General features: G+C 43.8%; 16 protein-coding genes. 9 read left to right on the top strand and 7 right to left on the bottom strand.

Annotated features, from left to right (window positions below; all coding sequences use genetic code 11):
• Positions 1-114: 114 nt before the first annotated feature.
• Positions 115-633: a glycine zipper 2TM domain-containing protein gene (locus D8S93_RS12165; protein ID WP_005392659.1), complete on the top strand. Its 519-nt coding sequence runs from the start codon at positions 115-117 to the stop codon at positions 631-633.
• Positions 634-803: 170 nt separating this feature from the next.
• On the top strand, positions 804-1,583 hold the full coding sequence (locus D8S93_RS12160) for a methyltransferase domain-containing protein (protein WP_152813414.1): 780 nt from the start codon (positions 804-806) through the stop codon (positions 1,581-1,583).
• Between the two features lie 65 nt (positions 1,584-1,648).
• Here the strand turns inward: D8S93_RS12160 and D8S93_RS12155 are convergent, their stop codons facing one another.
• On the bottom strand, positions 1,649-2,545 hold the full coding sequence (locus D8S93_RS12155; protein WP_046873824.1) for a DMT family transporter: 897 nt from the start codon (positions 2,543-2,545) through the stop codon (positions 1,649-1,651).
• Positions 2,546-2,639: 94 nt separating this feature from the next.
• Here D8S93_RS12155 and D8S93_RS12150 point away from each other — a divergent pair, with 94 nt between their 5' ends.
• The 3 genes from D8S93_RS12150 to D8S93_RS12140 all read left to right on the top strand — a co-directional run bounded on the left by D8S93_RS12150 (position 2,640) and on the right by D8S93_RS12140 (position 6,146).
• Entirely contained in the window at positions 2,640-3,524 is an 885-nt protein-coding gene (locus D8S93_RS12150) for a LysR family transcriptional regulator (protein ID WP_005392662.1), read from the top strand.
• A gap of 180 nt (positions 3,525-3,704) precedes the next feature.
• Positions 3,705-4,319, top strand: coding sequence for an outer membrane beta-barrel protein (locus D8S93_RS12145; protein ID WP_152813412.1), 615 nt, complete (start codon positions 3,705-3,707; stop codon positions 4,317-4,319).
• Between the two features lie 159 nt (positions 4,320-4,478).
• Entirely contained in the window at positions 4,479-6,146 is a 1,668-nt protein-coding gene (locus tag D8S93_RS12140) for an ABC transporter substrate-binding protein (RefSeq protein ID WP_319802993.1), read from the top strand.
• 75 nt (positions 6,147-6,221) lie between these two features.
• Here D8S93_RS12140 and ompV read toward each other — a convergent pair whose 3' ends face one another.
• From ompV to D8S93_RS12120, 4 genes are all read right to left on the bottom strand, one after another.
• Positions 6,222-6,998, bottom strand: coding sequence for an outer membrane protein OmpV (gene ompV, locus D8S93_RS12135; RefSeq protein ID WP_152813408.1), 777 nt, complete (start codon positions 6,996-6,998; stop codon positions 6,222-6,224).
• Positions 6,999-7,217: 219 nt separating this feature from the next.
• Positions 7,218-7,754 carry a copper resistance protein NlpE gene (locus D8S93_RS12130; protein WP_046873821.1) on the bottom strand — a complete coding sequence of 179 codons (537 nt, stop codon included), beginning with the start codon at positions 7,752-7,754 and terminating at the stop codon, positions 7,218-7,220.
• Between the two features lie 257 nt (positions 7,755-8,011).
• Positions 8,012-9,241, bottom strand: coding sequence for a quaternary amine ABC transporter ATP-binding protein (locus tag D8S93_RS12125; protein ID WP_152813406.1), 1,230 nt, complete (start codon positions 9,239-9,241; stop codon positions 8,012-8,014).
• Positions 9,234-10,133 (bottom strand): ABC transporter permease, encoded by a 900-nt coding sequence (locus D8S93_RS12120; protein WP_046873819.1) that lies wholly within the window; start codon positions 10,131-10,133, stop codon positions 9,234-9,236. The genes D8S93_RS12125 and D8S93_RS12120 overlap by 8 nt, the downstream gene beginning before the upstream one ends.
• A gap of 502 nt (positions 10,134-10,635) precedes the next feature.
• Between D8S93_RS12120 and D8S93_RS12110 the strand changes: the two genes are divergently transcribed.
• Genes D8S93_RS12110 through nqrM form a run of 3 tightly spaced genes read left to right on the top strand, consistent with a single transcriptional unit; the run spans position 10,636 to position 11,649 of the window.
• Positions 10,636-10,926: a DUF134 domain-containing protein gene (locus tag D8S93_RS12110; RefSeq protein ID WP_048625148.1), complete on the top strand. Its 291-nt coding sequence runs from the start codon at positions 10,636-10,638 to the stop codon at positions 10,924-10,926.
• Positions 10,923-11,438: a NifB/NifX family molybdenum-iron cluster-binding protein gene (locus D8S93_RS12105; RefSeq protein WP_152813404.1), complete on the top strand. Its 516-nt coding sequence runs from the start codon at positions 10,923-10,925 to the stop codon at positions 11,436-11,438. Before D8S93_RS12110 ends, D8S93_RS12105 begins: the two co-directional genes overlap by 4 nt.
• A 1-nt stretch (position 11,439) precedes the next feature.
• Positions 11,440-11,649, top strand: a complete 210-nt coding sequence (nqrM, locus tag D8S93_RS12100) for a (Na+)-NQR maturation NqrM (protein ID WP_005392671.1) — start codon at positions 11,440-11,442, stop codon at positions 11,647-11,649.
• Here nqrM and D8S93_RS12095 read toward each other — a convergent pair.
• Complete coding sequence (locus D8S93_RS12095) at positions 11,627-12,421, bottom strand: phosphotransferase (protein ID WP_152813402.1); 795 nt, start codon at positions 12,419-12,421, stop codon at positions 11,627-11,629. The two genes, nqrM and D8S93_RS12095, sit on opposite strands and share 23 nt — an antisense overlap.
• Before the next feature lie 210 nt (positions 12,422-12,631).
• Between D8S93_RS12095 and D8S93_RS12090 the strand changes: the two genes are divergently transcribed.
• On the top strand, positions 12,632-12,826 hold the full coding sequence (locus D8S93_RS12090) for a hypothetical protein (RefSeq protein WP_005392673.1): 195 nt from the start codon (positions 12,632-12,634) through the stop codon (positions 12,824-12,826).
• Between the two features lie 75 nt (positions 12,827-12,901).
• Here D8S93_RS12090 and fusA read toward each other — a convergent pair whose 3' ends face one another.
• Positions 12,902-14,926, bottom strand: coding sequence for an elongation factor G (gene fusA, locus D8S93_RS12085; protein WP_152813400.1), 2,025 nt, complete (start codon positions 14,924-14,926; stop codon positions 12,902-12,904).
• Between the last annotated feature and the right edge of the window lie 138 nt (positions 14,927-15,064).

Raw genomic sequence — 15,064 nt, 5'->3', positions numbered from 1 at the left:
AAAACAGTGTTTCTTTACTCGTTAATGACAGAGGGTTTGTTTTCGCCTGATGTGATTTCCTAATTGCGATTTACTATACCGCTCATCAAAGCAAACCATACTGGGATGTAAATCATGAATATGAAATCTATCGCAATTGCAACGGCAGTTGTTGCTGTACTAGCAGGCTGTAAAGACAAAACGCCACCAGCTCCAACCCAAGCAAACATTACTTTGGTTGAAGCGGTGACTGAAACGGTGAAAAATCCACACCAAGTATGTAAAGACGTGGTAGTAACGGAGCAAGTTGCTCCTACGGATGATAATAAAATAATTGGTACGGTCGGCGGCGCAGCAGCTGGCGCGGCATTGGGTAACCAAATCGGTGGCGGCTCAGGTAAAGTGATTGCAACTGCAGCTGGTACGATCGCTGGTGCATTAACGGGTCGTAAGATTCAGGAGAACGTGCAACAAGGCGATGTAGTGACAACGACGAAAAAGCAGTGCCACACAGAATACACAACATCTGAAAAAGTAGTGGGTTACGATGTCACTTATGAAGTTTCAGGTGCGCCAACGACGGTTCGCTTAGCGAGCAAGCCAGCGACAAAAACGTTCCCAATTCAAGATGGCAAAGTTGTTCTTCCGCAATAACTAGCTCCTCAACCGAAGTAATTAACAAGCCCTTTTATCTTTGAGATGAAAGGGCTTTTTCACATAAGCGGTGTTTTCATCTATTTTCCCGCGGGAATGTGCAGCCAGAATTACCAGCTAATTTCAGCGTTCGATACAATCACTTTTCGAAAAGTACGAACGGAAAAAACATGGAAGATTTTTACCTGACCGATCGCGGTTTAGCTGGTTATTTCGAAGCGCAATGGTTCGACAAGTTCATCGAAGATAAGCAGATTGAGACGATAAACAGTCGCTCAAAACAAGTCCCACTCTCTTTTTTGTCATCACCACATTGTTCCCAAGTCGCTGACTTTATTGCGCAGACGGCACTTGAGAGCGGCGTTCAGCCGTGTTCCCTACTTGAGGTTGGGGCGGCGCTGGGAAGAAACTATTATGAGTTAGTGCAACGCTTACCTAGCCTTAAAGAAGCGACGCTGGTTGAGCCTTCAAATAGGTTGATGGATGGCTTGAAGCAACTATTAATAGAAGAACAACGAGTCGAGCTAACTTATCTTCATGATGTGAACACCTTAAACGCTTTAGAGGTAGAGAATAGAGATATCGTACAGAAATGTGCTCATGTTGATTTGACGCTAATTAACCAGCCTTTTGAGCTCGATACTCTCCAATCTCGCTTTGATTTAGTCGTATGTTTAAATGTGATTGATCAATGTGAGTCGCCACTTAGCGTGATCAATGCTCTAAAAAAAACCACCAAGGTTGGTGGGCTGATCGTTGTCTCTTGCACTTATCAGTGGAGTGCGAAACACATCAAAAATAAAGAAGAAGCGGTTGATGATATCAAAGAATACTTTGCTGAAGGCTGGCGTCTAGTGTCGGAAGCCGATCATGAATATCGCATCCGGTTTAATGATCGCTTTGCAAGGCAGTTTTTATCTCATGTGGTCGCTTACATCAGAATGGATTAGAGCCACATAAAAAAACCGAGTACTTACGACTCGGTTTTTTTTAGTCTTTGAGATAGAGCGCGATTTTAAGTAACGTGCGCCTCTTTTTGTTCTCGCTCTTGCTGAGCTTGCAGCTTTTTCTTGCGACGTTCTCGTTTAGAAAGCCAAACCAGCGGCACAACAATCATTATTGTTCCTATCGCCATGAATATGTCTGGCACTTCTCCAAACCAGATTAATCCCACAAACACGGCACCAATTAAGCCACTGTATTCAGCGCTGGCAATTTTGTTGCTATCAATCGAGCGGTAAGCGATCACACATGTTGCCGCATAAATCATGATGAACAAACTTGAGCCAGCAGCGACAGGGAAAGCACTCCAGTCCCAAGGTTCTGCTTCGATCAGAACAAGTAAGAAAGCCACGGGAATACCTGCCAAGTTTGTCATCAATAACGTTTGCATGACAGATTGATTTTTTGGCAGTTTTCGAATGAGCAAGTTATTGATTGCCAGGGTAATAGCCACAACTAAAGCCGAAATCGCTGCCCAGTCGATTTGATCTGGACGAATGATGACCAACACACCAGCAAAGCCCATGATCGCAGCCGCGACCGATTGTTTAGACAGCTGTTCGCCAAAAAATATCGCGGCAAGCGGCAGCATGATTAATGGCGCGGCGTAGAAGATTGCGTTCGCAGTTGCGAGCGGTAAAGATGAAATCGCCAAAACCATAAATATAGCACCAAGCAACCACACGTGAGCGCGGACAGCATGCCATTTAAATCCTTCAAGAAAATGAGTCTTTTTTGTCAGCAAGCAGACAGGCAGTAGGAAAAGCACTGCGGAAATTTGTCGGAAAAAGACAAACTGAAAAATAGGCACTTCATTTCCGACACTTTTAATTAAAGAGTCCGAAAGCACCGCAATGAGATTCCCAACAATTAATAGCAGCATAGCTGCGCCGACCGATGTAACTTTCACTTATTTCCTCTCCTCTTTCTTTGCCAAAGAGTAGGTGATGTCATAGGATGAAGTGAAGTGATATTTATTAGTTTAAGTATGAGATTTTTAGATAATGAAATTGCCACCACTCAGAGCGGTTCACTGTTTTGAATCTGTCGCTCGAAACTCTAGCTTTTCGCTTGCGGCTGAAGAGCTCAATGTGACGCAAAGTGCCGTTAGTCATCAGATACGATTATTGGAAGATTATTTGGGCGAGTCATTATTTATTCGCCAAGGAAGAAAGCTCTCTTTATCGGATACTGGTGCTCGTTATTTAGAGGATATTAGCCCGGCAATTAGCTCTATTGCGATGGCCAGCCAAAAGGTGAGAGAAGGGGACAAAGGCAGCATACGTTTAGCGATTTATAGCTCGCTTGCCGTAAAGTGGCTTATTCCGCGTTTGTCTGATTTTAAGCGGTTACATCCGGAAATCGATCTGACACTCAATATGGTTGTTGGTGATCCTGAGCAGACAGATAGCGTTGGTGATTGCTTTATCACGGTAGAGAAGCCAAAGCGCAACTATATGTCGGTGAAGTTATACGCGGAAACGCTGTATCCGGTATGTAGCCATAAAATTTGGAAAGAGTTACAAGATCAACCCATTCCAGAAGCGCTTTGGCGATATCCTATTTTGTCGACAGACTCTATTTATCGTGAGAGAGGAAAGGACTGGGCTGAGTGGTGCAGAGCGGGTGGTTACACTTTGCCGAAGGATGTCGATGTTCAACATTTTAGTCATATGTTGTTGGCAATTGAGGCAGCACGTTATGACCAAGGCATCGCATTTGCGAATGATTTTATGCTCAATGAAAGAGATAAAGCGCATGATTTGGTGTATATCCCTTCTCATGGATTAGAGACGGGGGACAGCTTTTATTTTATTCATAAAAAGAGCCGAGCCAAGCAGGCGGAAATCATCAAACTCACCAATTGGTTGAAGCAACAGTGCTTGTGAAATGACTAAATTGTCATGATTAAGAAAGAAAGTGGCAAAGTTGTGTTTAAATATTTCATGTTTTATTGAGTTTTTATTCATTAACATCAACTTGGTTTTGAAACCGAGTGAAATGGATAGCATGACGTGCTTAAGGATGGGCAAAACACAACCTCAATAATTAACAGGCAGTGAAATACAATGTTTAAAAAAACATGGCTAATGACAGCCCTTCTAGCAACATGTTCTGTTGCAAACGCAGCTCCTTACGTTGGTGTATCTGTAGGTCAAGCATCATTTGGTGATGTAAACGGTTCACTCAGCGCTGGTGGAAATACCGCAACTACTAAGCTTAAACTTGAAGATGATTCAAGCCTGTCAGGTAAAGTATTTGGTGGTTACAAGTTCAACGAATACATTTCTCTAGAAGCAGCCATTGGTGGCTACGATGCTTTAGACGGCAAAGTTGTCACAGTTGGCGATATGAAGTTTTTAGCCATCCAACCAAAAGCGACGTTGCCAATCGGTGACCATTTTAATCTTTTTGCGAAAGCAGGCCTTTCCTATTTTAATGCTGAAGTAAAAGTGAGTAATGCGGTTTTAGGCGGCAGTACTGGCCATACCACGCTTTCTGATAGCACGGTTACTGGCATGTACGGTTTAGGTGCTGAATTTGCTGTTACCAAAAACTTTGCACTGCAGGTTGAGTGGGAGTACATGATGCCTGAGCTAGAAGTATCAAAAGGAGCGTATGGCAAAGGAACCGTTGATACTGAAATCAATGTATTCTCAGTAGGTATGAACTACCGCTTCTAAGAATAAGTATTTAGTGCTCTCTGGGCGTAGCAAACGTTTTTGACTTCTGTTGGTCGAGCTAAGCCCGAGCTTTAAATTTGCTTAGATATAGCATAGTAAGTTTAGTTGTTAAGCTTACTATGCTATTTTTTTGCTTTGGAAAAACGCTTAGGAAGCCTTGTGAACGATGTCAATCTTAGGTATCTGGATCTACTGTTAAAGCACTTTGAGCCTCATCAATATCACTTTGTTACGCTGTCGGAGCTTGAAGTGGTAATTTGTACGTCAAGGCGCAATGTTTCTATTGTGATGAAAAAGCTTGCCTCTTACGGTTGGGTAGATTGGAAACCTGCAATTGGCAGAAGTAACGCCAGTCGTCTGAATATTACTATTTCCCTTCAACAAGCGATGACCGAATTTTTGGTTGAGGAGCTTGGTCGGGGAAGAATGAACTCGATAACAAAACTTATCGATTGGTTCGGCCAAAGTGCTGTCAGGGCGCTGACGATTGCCTCTGAAAAAGTGAACCAGTTGAATGAGTCAAATAACGCTATTTTGATCTCCTCTTACCCTTGGGTGTCTAAGGTCGATCCTGCGAATACTTATCGTCATACTGAACTGCATGTGGCGAAAAGTGTTTATGATGTTTTGCTGACTCAAAATTCCAATGGTGGCATTGAGCCTTCGCTAGCACATGAGTGGAAAATGGAAGGCAATGTGATGACGTTATGGTTGAGGCCTGGAATATATCGTCACGATGGCGAACTTCTCAGCATACAAGATGTTGTTTGGAGCATCGAAAGACTTAAGGAAATAAAAGGACCAGTACACGAGCTCTGGCAATGTATTGACAGTGTGATTGCCGAAACATCGAGCTGCTTAAAAATTACATTGAAACATCCGAACATGTTTTTTCCATACATGCTAGCCACTCCTCACGCTTCTATTCTTTGTCGAGATGTTGTTTCTTTCGGTTCTGGTTATTCTTACCACATAGGCACCGGACCATTTAAAATCAGTGGTTGGAACCAAGAGAATATGATTCTTCAAGCACACAAAGAATATTTTTCAGCGCGCGCATTGTTAGACCAAATTACGCTGTCTCATGGTGATGTTAAGACCCTGAATATGTTGAGTTTTAACCAAACCTCTGATCACGTTGAAGTGGAAAAAATCAGCGCATTTTCATATTTGACCTATCGGGAGCGCGCGGACTCTAATCTCGCAAAAGAAGATTGGCATCAACTCGCCGATTACATCAATGCGCAAAAGATAATCTATGAGGCGCAAAGTGCCGTTGACAGCATTCAGTTAGTGACTCAAGGGCAAGATTTACTAATAGCAGAGGCTATTGTGACGCCTAAGCTACAAGGTAAAGTAGCGCTAGCTGAGCCAGTCTGGACGATACCAAGTTTAATTCGTCACTCTGAGTGGTTGCACCGAGTGATTAGGGCGACGGGATTAGAGCTAGAGATCGTCATTATTGATGACATTAGTTTTCCTGAAGTCGTATCACATCGAGCGGACTTGCTCCTAATTGAAGAAGTCATGGAAGCGCCGTTTGAGTATGGCGTATTTGAGTGGCTATCGATAGCAACAGGTTTGCGTTTTAGTTTTGATCAAAGCCAGATGTTGCTCCATCGAGAAAACCTTCGCGAAGCCATGACAAATGCTCAATCTTTACAATCTCTTTTAGGCGTAGAAAAAGCGTTACGAGAGCAGTATCTTTATTTGCCTTTATTTGTTGGCTATGAAGAGGTGACAAAAACACAGCAAGTGCGCGGTGTTCAGGTGAAAAATACGGGTTATAGCGATTTGCATCGTCTCTGGATCGCTCACTCTAACTAGCATATTTCGATACGGTGAGCATAGAGTATGAATACATAAAGCCATCGCAATGATGGCTTTATGTGGAATGTAGAGTTAGAAGTTGTACGACACACTCGCACCAACAACCCATTGATTTGCACTATCAACAATCGAGGAATCGCTGATACCGCTGCCTAGGCGAGTGTATTGTGTCATTTGGCTCACTTGCCAGTTATCGTTGATTGGCATGACTAGCTTGTAGCCTAAACCATAGCTTACTGTTGAATCACCTTTGTACGCTTTGCGGTTTGCATTTGCTTCGCGTTGTTTTACGCCAAAGTAGTAATCTACGTAGTCTTCACTTTGATAAGTTAGGTTAGCAAAAGGAACAAAATCAACACTACCGAAGTTCATAATGTGGAAGTAAGTTGCGCCCGCTAAGTAACCTTTGTAAGCACCACTGATATCATGTTGAAGGTATGTTGAAATCACATTGTGTTGATCTAACGTAAAGTCAGTGTTCAAACCTAAATCGACAGCAAAGCGACGTTTATCCGTGCCTTTCAGGCTTTTTGCAATATCACCGTCACGCATGACACCACTACCAACAAGGTAAGCACTCATGTTGATTAATTCATTGGTGTTACCGAAGAAACGGTAGTTAATGCCACTTAGATCGGCGTTAAAGTCGTCACCATGGTAACCGCCATTTAGAATTGGAGCTGTATTGTATTTTTGATCTTTGAAAAGATCGCTGCCATGAGCCACTCCGACTTCCGCGTTCCAGCTACCTTCATTGTTGTAGATGTTACCGTTACGAATATAAGTATCACCAGCAACCGCTGAACCAGCAGCAGTCAGAGTTAGTAGTGCAATTAATGTCTTTTTCATCATTTTTCCGAGTTGTTCTGATTTGTTTTGAACACTGTACAAAATGAAGTTGTAAGCCTCTATCAGCAAAGCGTATGGAAATGTAATGAACCATCAGGATAAGAAGCGGAATGTAAGATCGGAGAAGGAAGATAAGAAAGACAACCGCCGTCGATGGAAAGAAAAAATCCGAGCTGGGGTAGCTCGGATTTAGATTATTTATCAGGTATCGATATTGACTTATTGTTGTTTCGTTAAATTGTATAACGGTGCTAGGTCACCTGTTACTTTTTCGCCATTCATGTCTAGCTTCATAAGTACATTTTCACCAACAAAGTATTGGTTTGGCGCATCTTCGTTTGTCAACGTTACGATGCTGCCGTTTGCATCCCAAGTGAATTGGCCTTCAGACTTTGACTGACCGTCTTCTTTGTCTTGGTAGCTTTCTTCAAGTACATAAGTGCCATCTTGATTTAGTGTGATGGTCATGTCGATACCTGAACAATCCGCACATGGAAGCGTGCCTTTATATGTGCCGTTCCAGTCCAGGGCATTTTGTGCGTTATGCTCAGAGTCTACAAATGTTTCTTCAGTGATGACTTGTTCTTCTGCTACTGGCAGCGTGTCAATTGTCTCTGTAGTAACTTCTGCGCTAGTAGTGACTTCAGTTTCCGTCGCTTGAGGTACTTCAACTGCGCTTGTTTCGGCAGGTTTCTCATCTTGACAGCCTGCAAGAATGATTACCGCGCCTGTTAGTGCCAACATTGTTTTTTTCATTTTATCCCTCTTTAAATCAAGATTTTGTATGAGAGTAATAGTAGACATTTATCAGGTATTTGCGTCATCAAAAAGCAATAGAATGATCTACCTATGTCAATAAAACCGAATATGAGCATGAAATTGTCAGGAAAATCAGAACAATGTAAATGTTGATTGGGATATCAAGCTTGAGTCTACAAATAAATACCTAGAGGGGTGGGAGGCAGAGACAGTGAAAACAGCCCACATTGCTGTAAGCTGTTTTATTAAATCAGTTAAGAGGCCTTATCGATGTTTGAACGTGAGGTGCTTCGTTTTGTGCTGTCTTCATCAGCGAATAAACCAGCAACAGTACGACGCTCTAATTCACCTTTCAAATGACCATGCTCATCGACAACGGGCAGTGAGTATTCGCACGACATGGTTTCAGTCAATATTTGCTCAATGGCTGAATGGGGAGAGATGATAGGCACTTCTTCATAGATATCATCATCCCAGCTTGGGGTTTGAGCTAACTTCGTCGCGTCTAGTAACCCTTGTTGCGTTATCACGCCTTGATAGCCTGAATCGGTCACATGATAAGCATAATCACGTTTTACACGTTTCATCTCACTGAGCGCTTCTTCAATGGTTTTAGCGGCAATGTGATATGAAGGTGGCTGCATAACAGTCTCAACCGTCAATGCTCGCGCTCTATTGACGTCTTTTACAAAGGCTTCAACGTACTCATCGGCAGGATGCAGCAATATTTCTTCTGGTGAACCTTGTTGGACAAGCTCACCGTCTTTAAGGATCGCAATGCGATCGCCAAGGCGCAATGCTTCATCTAAGTCGTGAGTAATAAAAACAATCGTTTTGTGTAACTGCTGTTGCAGTTCTATTAACTGATCCTGCATTTCGCTCCGAATCAGTGGGTCCAGCGCTGAAAATGCCTCGTCCATTAACAGTATTTCGGCGTTGGTTGCCAATGCTCGCGCGAGGCCTACACGTTGCTGCTGACCACCTGATAGCTGAGCGGGATACTGGTTCTCATAACCCGTTAATCCAACGGTATCCAACCATTCGTTTGCTTTTGATAAGCGCGCTTCTTTACTTATTCCTTGAATTTCCAAACCGTAAGCGATGTTGTCGATAACAGTGCGATGGGGCAATAAGCCAAAACGTTGAAACACCATCGACATCTTATGACGACGAAACTGCTCTAACTCCTTGTTAGAAATCTGCATGACATCTACCCCTTCTACCAAAATCTGTCCCATGGTTGGATCGATTAGGCGATTGAAGTGGCGAATCATGGTGGATTTTCCTGAACCGGATAAACCCATGATGACGAAAATCTCGCCCTTTTTAATTTGGAGGTTGATGTCTTTTAGCCCGACCGTGTGCCCCGTTTCCGCCAACACGTGTTCTTTACTATGTCCCAACTTGACGCGCTCAATCACGCTGTTGGGTTTGGGGCCGAAGATTTTATACAGACCGCTGATTTCGATAAGTGGGCTAGTCATGCTTTAAATCTCCTAGATGGGCTTGAGTGCGTTTCGCATACGCTTGTGAAGCGCGGTCGAAAAGAATCGCTAGAGCGACAATGGCTAGACCATTTAAAAGACCAAGAGTGAAATATTGATTGGTAATCGACTTAAGAACGGGCTGGCCCAAACCTTTTACCCCAATCATCGATGCGATGACGACCATCGACAGTGCCATCATGATCGTTTGGTTGATTCCTGCCATGATGGTTGGCATTGCGAGCGGAAGTTGGACCCCAAAAAGCCGCTGTTTACTGCTGGCACCAAATGCGGTTGCGGCTTCCAACACTTCTTTATCCACCAAACGAATACCCAAATTAGTTAAACGAATAACAGGTGGAATCGCGTAGATCACTACTGCGATGAGGCCAGGAATTTTCCCAATCCCGAGTAACATCACAACTGGGATGAGGTACACAAATGCCGGCATGGTCTGCATGACGTCGAGTAATGGTGTCACAACTGACTGAATACGATTAGAGCGCGCCATGGCGATGCCGATAGGGATCCCGAGTGTGATTGCCAGCATGGTACACACCGTGATAATACTGAGCGTGCGCATTGTGTCTTCCCACATGCCGAAGTAGCCAATCAGGATAAGTGAGCCAAAACATGCGATGGCCAGTTTCCAAGAGCGACTAGCGGCATAAACGAGGGCGGTGCAGACGCCTAAAACAACGACCCAAGGTGTTGAAATAAGCAGTTTTTCAAACCAGACAAGAAATGAAAGGAGCGGATCAAAGAGAGACTCGATAAGTTCACCATATTCACGAGAGAAATCTCGGTAGGCGCCATCGAGTGTTTTGCGAATCGCTCTAAGATCAGAGCGATCCATTTCTGGGAATTCGCTGAGCCAATTCGAGTCAGACATATTTACTTCCTTTTCTGATATATCTAGGTGCCCTCAAGAGACGTGATTCAGCAAGAATGGCTGGGATCGTAGACCAAGTAATGATTGGTGGTTCGATAGGTCCTCCATCTATTGTTTTACCCTTTAGGCTCATTTCAATGCAGTCGACCTGCACTTTATAGTTACTTAGGGAGACACTCTTTTAATAAAATAATCATTAGTGTTCAAATGAATGATTTGATCGGATTATAGTTTTTCTTCTCCAATAAAATGAATACATTAGCGCGTATTTGTATGAAAAGTCTGCGCAAACTAACGTTTTTATTATCTAGATAATTAGAATTGATCTTTTTGCTCGTTTGTCACCAAAGTTTGTCAATTCTTAGATGTCTAATTAATCCTGATGTCTTACGTATTTATCGTGTCGATTTTTGCAAACTTAGTTTATTGGCATATGCTAAAAATGTTATTGGCATATGCCAGTTTAAGGCGTAATTTGACCCTGTGTTTTCGAGGGATAATGATGGCAAGACCAAAGATAGAAAGACGAATATGCGGACGTGCTGCACACCATTGTTTCAAACCTAATGGCGTGCCATTTCATCAGTTGGAGCAAGTCGCCATATTACCAGAAGAGCTAGAAGCACTGCGTTTGGCCGATTTAGAGGGGCTTAGCCAGCAGCAAGCTGCTGATCAGATGGGCGTCTCTAGACAAACTTTTGGTAACACAGTAAAAAGTGCAAGATTGAAAGTCGCAAAAAGTTTAGTTGAAGGTCATGCATTAGTTTTTCCGGATGAGGAGTCAAACTTATGATTTATGCTATTCCTAATGATGGTGAGCGGGTGGCAAACCACTTTGTTAAAGCACCATATATTGCTATTTATTCTGATACTGACGGCATGCTAAAAAACTTAGCGAACATTGCTTCGATGCCACAAGCAGGTTGCAATGCGAAGTCTCAGTTAATTCAGTCTCTGCAAGAGTACAATGTGGATGCTGTACTTGTACGAAATATCGGTGAACGCGCATTAGCCAAATTACTTCGTAGTGGCACGCAAGTATTCAGGCTTTCTACCCGTAGCTCATTGGAAGATGTACTTGCGGTTCCAAGAGAGCCTCTCATTGAGCCGTCTCAAGGTCGTCCCTCAAACAATCATAAGAAAAATGCTCACAAGCCAAAAGGCGGTTGCGGTTCCTGTGGTTGTGGTGGCAAAAAATCCAAACCCTCCTTGCAGGCAAGACCGAAAGCACCGGCAGGGCTACTTAAAGTGACATCTCGCCCTGCTATACTTAGGCTAAAGACGATGGCTAATAAGGCAGGTTAATATGGTTTGGTTATTTACCTTTCTTGGTTTTCTCGCAATCATTTTGTTGATGTCGCTTGGCGTCATTTTCCACAACAAGCGTATTCAAGGGAGTTGTGGCGGATTGAATAATGTCGGTGTTGATAAGGTGTGCAATTGTGAAACCTCTTGTGCAGAGCCTGAAAGACGTTTGTATCAAATATCCGAACCTAATTCGTCATCTGAGCGCTAAGATCTTTTGCCCATTTCGGTAAGGTTTGTTTAAACCAGTCAATGTATTTACTGGTCTGAGGGTTCTGTCTCGAGACCAGTATATTCACCACTTCTACCACCATCCACGTTTTAGCTATTGCAATCGTTCTTGCTAAATTACTCGCATCGCCTTGCTTTGCCGTCTTGGTATAGGTATGCGCCACACCAAGATAATCTTCGAATGTGCCCATGCCTTTGACTAGTGGCGCTAAATCTATCGCGATATGCCCTGTCGAAAAACGTTCCCAGTCGAACAGCACCAAATCGCCATTATCTCGTCGCCCCCAGTTCCCGGCATTGGTGTCTCCAGAGATCAAATTTTTGGCGTTGAAAAGCGGGCCGGATTGCTCTTGTAGCTGATAAAAGAACCGCTCTGTTTTTGCGTCTAGTTTGAGCGTGCTTAAAGCTTGGGAAGTGGCTGGTTGTGCCCACTGATGAGGATGATAAACACCATTTGATGTCGGAGATAGTCTATGTATTTTAGCTAGTTGTTCTATCACGCGCGGCTCTTCAAGCAGGAATTCTTGATTGACAGAGTGCGGGATATACTCGATTCGTAACGTATTTTGTTGGTGATCGTAATCAATGAGCTCAGGTACAAGAATGTCAAGTTCATTGAATGGTTTAGCCTGGTGTTGATAAAAAGCGACCTCAACCTGTTCTACCTGTTGCTTTTCAATGAATGAAATGCCGTGTTTTTCTACCAGATAAACTTTGGCACTGCCCATCTGGTTAAGCTCTTGCTTTGACATGAGACATCCTGTCTTTTGATGGTGGAATCTTCACTTACCTTAAACGCGAAAGGTGTGTGCTCCAAGAATACTTAAAGAGAACATTGAAACAAAATAATGCAATGGTTTGAGTATAAAATTGTCGCTGGTGTCTAAATTTTACACAGTGGCTTTTACGCATCGTTAACCACGTTCTACGCTTAATATTCGATTTAAACAAGGAGAACCAATATGGCTGTAATAAAGCAGGATATTCCAAATCGTGTAACGGTTTATCATGACAATGTCGATCAAGAACAAGAGCTGAAAAATGCGATGCTGCCAGAGAAACCGCGCTACTTTAACGGTGCTCCGACTTACAAAGCGAACAGCATCGAAGAGTTTGAAAATAAAATCAGTCAGATCGGTTTGTCTCTCGATAAATAAATTTTAATTTACCTAAAAGCGCCCTCGAAATGAGGGCGCTTTTTTATTTATGTGATTGATTTGAACCTTAGGGAATTAACCTTGTTGAGCACTGCCTTGGCAGACTTGTTTTTGCACTGCTGGTGGCGCGGGCTCGTAATGGCTTAAAGTCATACTAAAACTGCCTTCACCACCCGTGATAGCTCGCAATCGACGAGCGTAATCTTGCAACTCGTTTACTGGCGATTTGGCTTTCAACAACGTGAATTGGCTATCAATCGGTTCGGTGCCTTCTATTAATCCTCGATTACCTGACAAATCCCCAGACACGTCACCGACGTTTGTGGTTGGGACGTGTAACTCCATTTGGACAATGGGCTCTAACACAATAGGATCAGCGTTGTTGATCGCGTCTAAAAAGGCTTTCTTACCTGCGATGACAAACGCAATTTCTTTTGAATCGACAGAGTGATATTTACCGTCATAAACGGTGACTTCCACATCCTTGATTGGGTTGCCAGAAATCGCCCCTTCTTCGAGTGCTTGCAAAATACCTTTTTCAACAGCAGGAATGAGCGCGGTTGGAATGGCGCCACCCACCACTTTGTTAATGAACTTAAATCCGGCGCCACGTTCGAGTGGACGAACCTTCAATTGCACTTCACCAAACTGGCCTGCACCGCCACTTTGTTTTTTGTGTCGATAATGCCCTTCGGCAGGTTTGGTGATGGTTTCAAAGTATTCGACGCTTGGTTGGCAGGTTTCGACGTCCAGCTTGTACACGTTCGCCATCTTTTCTAATGCGACTTTGAGGTGAAATTCCCCTTGGCCGCTGATGATGGTTTCGTTGGTGCGAGCGCGATGTTCGATGCGCAGCGAAGGATCTTCGCTGGCGATTTTATTCAGTACATCGCCTAATTTTTGCTCATCTCCACGCTTAAGAGGCTTCAAGCACAAAGAATACATGGAGTCAGGAAGGTCTAACGTCTTGAGCTGAACACCATCTTCTTCGTGAGAGTCATGAACGATTGAATCGAATTCGAGATCATCCACTTTGGCTAAAACGCAGAAGTCGCCTGCAAGCGCACGAGGGATCTCGGTTCTATCTTTGCCCTGCAGTTGATATAAGTGCCCAACTTTAAATGCCTTGTTGCTTTCGCCAATATAAAGCTGGCTGCCCGCATTGATTTCACCCTGATACACACGTAAGTAGGCAAGTTTTCCCATATATGGGTCGACGCTGACTTTGTACACGTGTGCGACGGTGTGCTCTAAGGTTTCGCAATTTACTTTGATTTTTTTGCCGTTCTTTTCCAATAGAGGAGGGTTACCTTCGTTTGGCATAGGCATGATCTCCGCCAAGGTACGAAGCAGAAGCTCGACGCCCGCGCCGGTTTGTGCTGAGACAAAACAGACTGGAATCACATGTCCAGTTCTCAGTGCTTCTTCAAACGGATCATGCAGTTGCTCCGCGGTGAGTTCGGAGCCTTGTTCCAGATACAGTTCCATCAGTTCTTCATCGACTTCGATAACTTGGTCAATTAAGGTCTCATGAGCTTCATCTACCGTTGCAAGTAAGGTTTCTCGTCCCAATTCTGGTTCGAAATAGCAGTCAACTACAGATTCCCCGTCAGCCGAAGGTAAGTTGATCGGCAAGCAGTGGTCCCCAAAATGCTCAACGATGTTCTCCATCAATCTTTCTAACTGACTACCGTGGTTATCGAGCTTATTGATGATGATCATCTGACATTTTTGCTGCTCTTTAGCAAAGGTGAATAAGCGATCGGAAGTTTGGTTTAGTGGGGTTTGAGGGTCGATGACAAGGGCGGATGTTTCAACGGCAGGAAAGACGCTGATCGTACGGCCAAGTAACTCGTTTTGTCCCGGAGTGTCGATGATATTGAGCCGATGTTTATTCCAGCGCAGTGCGACTGGCGTCGCTTCAATACTGTGTTGATATTGGATGGATTGAGGGTCGAAGTCGGTAACGGTATCGCCTTTTTCTACGCTGCCTAAATGGTGCGTGGCATCGCAGGTGAAGAGCTGTTTTTCTATCAGCGTGGTTTTACCGGTCCCGGTTTGGCCGACAAAAGCGATATTGCGTATTTTGTTGATAGGCATAGAGCCTCCTTGCAAGATGGCGTGAAAAACCTACGAATTGCTAGGAAGTGGGTCGCTATAGAAACCCACGCACTGCATTGGAGTAGGGCGGGATTACCGCCTATTCGTCTTCCATGTCATTTTCCGGATGACTCGATG

Source organism: Vibrio sp. VGrn 2 (assembly GCF_009361695.1).
Lineage (GTDB): Bacteria > Pseudomonadota > Gammaproteobacteria > Enterobacterales > Vibrionaceae > Vibrio > Vibrio diabolicus.
This window is presented reverse-complemented; position numbering and strand designations above follow the sequence as displayed.

Excerpts from the sequence above, each read along its gene's own strand:
- D8S93_RS12105 (WP_152813404.1), top strand. The coding sequence starts at position 10,923 with ATGATTTATGCTATTCCTAATGATGGTGAGCGGGTGGCAAACCACTTT.
- D8S93_RS12160 (WP_152813414.1), top strand. The coding sequence starts at position 804 with ATGGAAGATTTTTACCTGACCGATCGCGGTTTAGCTGGTTATTTCGAA.
- D8S93_RS12090 (WP_005392673.1), top strand. The coding sequence starts at position 12,632 with ATGGCTGTAATAAAGCAGGATATTCCAAATCGTGTAACGGTTTATCAT.
- D8S93_RS12120 (WP_046873819.1), bottom strand. The coding sequence starts at position 10,133 with ATGTCTGACTCGAATTGGCTCAGCGAATTCCCAGAAATGGATCGCTCT.
- D8S93_RS12150 (WP_005392662.1), top strand. The coding sequence starts at position 2,640 with ATGAAATTGCCACCACTCAGAGCGGTTCACTGTTTTGAATCTGTCGCT.
- D8S93_RS12130 (WP_046873821.1), bottom strand. The coding sequence starts at position 7,754 with ATGAAAAAAACAATGTTGGCACTAACAGGCGCGGTAATCATTCTTGCA.
- D8S93_RS12145 (WP_152813412.1), top strand. The coding sequence starts at position 3,705 with ATGTTTAAAAAAACATGGCTAATGACAGCCCTTCTAGCAACATGTTCT.
- D8S93_RS12095 (WP_152813402.1), bottom strand. The coding sequence starts at position 12,421 with ATGTCAAAGCAAGAGCTTAACCAGATGGGCAGTGCCAAAGTTTATCTG.
- ompV (WP_152813408.1), bottom strand. The coding sequence starts at position 6,998 with ATGAAAAAGACATTAATTGCACTACTAACTCTGACTGCTGCTGGTTCA.
- nqrM (WP_005392671.1), top strand. The coding sequence starts at position 11,440 with ATGGTTTGGTTATTTACCTTTCTTGGTTTTCTCGCAATCATTTTGTTG.
- D8S93_RS12165 (WP_005392659.1), top strand. The coding sequence starts at position 115 with ATGAATATGAAATCTATCGCAATTGCAACGGCAGTTGTTGCTGTACTA.
- D8S93_RS12110 (WP_048625148.1), top strand. The coding sequence starts at position 10,636 with ATGGCAAGACCAAAGATAGAAAGACGAATATGCGGACGTGCTGCACAC.
- D8S93_RS12125 (WP_152813406.1), bottom strand. The coding sequence starts at position 9,241 with ATGACTAGCCCACTTATCGAAATCAGCGGTCTGTATAAAATCTTCGGC.
- fusA (WP_152813400.1), bottom strand. The coding sequence starts at position 14,926 with ATGCCTATCAACAAAATACGCAATATCGCTTTTGTCGGCCAAACCGGG.